The organism is uncultured Sphingomonas sp., assembly GCF_964021865.1.
Lineage (GTDB): Bacteria > Pseudomonadota > Alphaproteobacteria > Sphingomonadales > Sphingomonadaceae > Sphingomonas.
In genome coordinates, this window is record NZ_CAXIAM010000101.1 from 1 (window position 1) to 3089 (window position 3089).

Here is a 3089-nt window from a genome sequence, read left to right on the forward strand (position 1 = left end):
GCGTCTACAAGAACTACGACCCGCGCGCGACCGTGATGCAGAAGACCGTGCGCGAAGTGTTCGACGCGCTGAAGGTCAACGATCCGCTGTTCGAGACCGCGCTCCGCCTCGAAGAGATCGCGCTGAGCGACGATTATTTCGTCGAGAAGAAGCTGTTCCCGAACGTCGACTTCTATTCGGGCGTCATCCTGTCGGCGATCGGCTTCCCGACCGAGATGTTCACCGTGCTCTTCGCACTCGCCCGTACCGTCGGCTGGGTCGCGCAGTGGAACGAGATGATCACCGATCCCGACCAGAAGATCGGCCGTCCGCGTCAGCTCTACACCGGCCCGACGCAGCGCAGCTACGTCCCCGTCGGCCAGCGCTGAGCCCGTATGCTCCGGCTCCGCCCGCTCCTGACCGTCATCGGCGTGCTTTGCACTTTGATGGGGGCTTTGTGGATCGCGCAGGGGCTGGGCTATGTGAACTGGCCGCGCTCCAGCTTCATGCTGGGGCGCGGCATCTGGGCCGATTACGGCAGCGGTCTAGCGATCTTTGGCTTGCTGCTGATCCTGCTCGCCCGGCGCTTGCGCTGAGGCGGCGGGCAGCGCGAGCGTAAAGCACGCGCCGCGCCCCAGCTCGCTTTCGACGGTCAGTGCCCCGTCCATCGCCTGCGCCAGCCGCCGCGCGATGTAGAGGCCCAGGCCGCTGCCCCCCGGCACGCTGTCGTCGCCACGCACGAATTTCTCGAAGATCCGCGCCTGTTCGGGCGCCGCGATCCCGCGCCCCTCGTCGGACACCAGCAGCCGCACCTGCGCGTCGCGGCGCTTGACCCGCATCCGCACCACCCCGCCCTCCGGCGAGTAATCGATCGCGTTGCCCAGCAAATTGAGGACGATCTGCAGCGCGCGCCGGTAATCCCCCTGCGCCATCGCGGTCGCGTCTCCGGTCAGCGGCGCGATCGTCACCCCGCGCGCGGCAGCGCGTCCGGCCAGCAGCCCCGCGCCCTCGCGCGCGACGGCGGCCAGGTCGAGCGGCACGCGTGCGACGACCAGGTCGCCGCGCTCGATCGCTTCCATGTCGACCAGATCGTCGACCAATCCCATCAGATGCCGGCCCGCGCTGGCGATATCCGCGGCATATTCGCGGTAATGCGCGCCGACGCCCGACTCGTCGGCGCCGCTGATGCTTTCGGCCTGGGTGATGATCGTGTCGAGCGGGGCGCGCAGTACGCGGTGCAGCCGCGCGTTGAAGGCGCCGGTCAGCCCGCCGCGCACCCCGGCGGCGACCCCGGTGTAGACACCGCCGACGAACCCCGCGAAGCCGGCCGCCGCGTCGTAGCGCACACGCCCCGCCAGCGTGACCCGCGCGCCGCTGGCCCGCACCACCGCCGCCTGCCCGCTGAAATCGCGCACGTTCGATACCGATTCGAGCAGCGGCATCGCGCCGTCGCCGCGCGCCTCCAGCACGAACAACGTCGTCAGCGGCTGCCCCAGCAGCACCACCGGATCGATCCCGTGCCGCGCCACCGCAACCGCATCGACGCGCGTGATGCGCAGGCCGCTGTCGACCTCCCACGACCAGGCCGCGTCGGCGGGCGGCTCCGCGGCGACGATTGCGCTGGCCGACGACGTCGCGCACGGCCGCTCCCGCAGCAGCGTCGCCGCCAGCGCCACCGTCCCGTCCGCATCGGGCACCGCGCGGACATGCCAGTCGCCGTCGCTCTCGACGTCACCGATCGCGATCGTGCGCGCGACCGGGATGCGCAGCCCGCGCGCGATCCGCACCAGCGCGGCGACCGCCGCCAGCGCCAGCGCGGCCCCCATCCGCCCGCCGGCGCGATCGTTCAGCTCCGCAAAACATGCGTCGCCGCTCAGCACGCGGTCATCGGCATCGAGCAGGGCGTGAAAGGCGCCGCGCATCAAATCCCCGCCCGCCCGGCCGGTGCCCGTGTCGCCAGCGCGCGCACCGCCGCGCGGAAGTCGCCCGGCAGCCGCAAGGTCGCGATCGCTGCCGTCGCCGCCGCGGGATCGAGCGCCCCCAACGGATCGAGCACCTCGATCAGCATCGTCAGGTCACGCTCGCGATCCGCCTCGGACAGCAGGAAGCCGGCGCGCGCGATCGCATTGCGGTCCAGCTCCGCCGCACGCAAGGCCAGCCACAATCGATCGCTTGTCGAATCGAGCACCAGCGACAGCGCCGCCTCGGCATCGATGCCGATCGCGTCGGCCAGCAATGCCGCGAACAACGGCGTCCGCGCACTCTCCAGCGCGCGCACCATCAGGGGCCCGCGCTCCACGACCGTCGGCGACAGCACCTGGGCCAGCCGCGCCGCGGCGTCGCTCACCTGGCCCTCGTTGGCACGCGCGATCCGCTGTTGCGCCGCGTCGCACAGCGCTGCGTCCGCCACCGCGCCCCCCTCGGCACCCAGTTGCTCGCGCAGCGCCGCGGCAACCCACCAGGCGATGCGCGCCTGCGTCGCCGCCGGTAGGATCGCCTGACGGCCGTCGACGCCCATCCGCCGCTTACCGTCGGCCAACAGGTAATCGCTCGCCGCCGCGCGCTGCGCCGCGTCGCCGCGCTCGATCAGCATCGTCACCAGCGTCGGCCCCGCATCCGGCGCGCGTCGTGCCGCAAGTGATTCGTCGAGCAGATCGACGCGCGCCTGTGCGATCAACGCGCCGATCAGGTCGGTGTCGCGCATCAATCCCGCATCCAGCAGCCGCGGCCACGCCAACGAGCGATTCGATCCCAGCACGGCCGCCGCCTCGCGCCGTCCCGCCGCCATCAGCGTGCGCGCTGCATCGCCCGAAATCTGCTGCTCGGTCGCGCCGATCGTCGCCTCGGCCAGCCGCAGCGTCGCCGCGCGCGTGCGATCGTCCAGCCGGCCGGGCTGCGACAGGAAGATATCCTCAACTGCGACCAACAGACGACGCTCCGCCGCGCGCTCGGCGTCGGCCGCATAGGACGCGAGCCGCGCAGGATCGCCCATGACGCTGGCATGAGGAGAGGAGGCCGACATACTCCCCTGTTATCCCGGGTTCGTTAATGCACGGCTCTCATGACTGCCATCCGAGACGCTGGCCGAGTTTACTCCTTCGCTGGCCTCG

3 protein-coding genes are annotated in these 3089 nt (G+C 71.3%); 1 reads left to right on the plus strand and 2 read right to left on the minus strand.

The annotated features are described in order from the left end of the window. The coding region (locus AADI75_RS16005) for a citrate/2-methylcitrate synthase (protein ID WP_341209979.1) at nucleotides 1-368 on the plus strand (368 nt) is incomplete at its 5' end. 156 nt (nucleotides 369-524) lie between these two features. Here AADI75_RS16005 and AADI75_RS16010 read toward each other — a convergent pair. Continuing rightward, nucleotides 525-1901 carry a HAMP domain-containing sensor histidine kinase gene (locus AADI75_RS16010; protein ID WP_341209980.1) on the minus strand — a complete coding sequence of 459 codons (1377 nt, stop codon included), beginning with the start codon at nucleotides 1899-1901 and terminating at the stop codon, nucleotides 525-527. Continuing rightward, nucleotides 1901-2971: a hypothetical protein gene (locus AADI75_RS16015; RefSeq protein ID WP_341209981.1), complete on the minus strand. Its 1071-nt coding sequence runs from the start codon at nucleotides 2969-2971 to the stop codon at nucleotides 1901-1903. The genes AADI75_RS16010 and AADI75_RS16015 overlap by 1 nt, the downstream gene beginning before the upstream one ends. Nucleotides 2972-3089 lie beyond the last annotated feature (118 nt).

Bases quoted from the DNA above. Each gene is read 5' to 3' on its own strand.
- AADI75_RS16010 (WP_341209980.1), bottom strand. From the start codon at position 1,901: ATGCGCGGCGCCTTTCACGCCCTGCTCGATGCCGATGACCGCGTGCTG.
- AADI75_RS16015 (WP_341209981.1), bottom strand. From the start codon at position 2,971: ATGGGCGATCCTGCGCGGCTCGCGTCCTATGCGGCCGACGCCGAGCGC.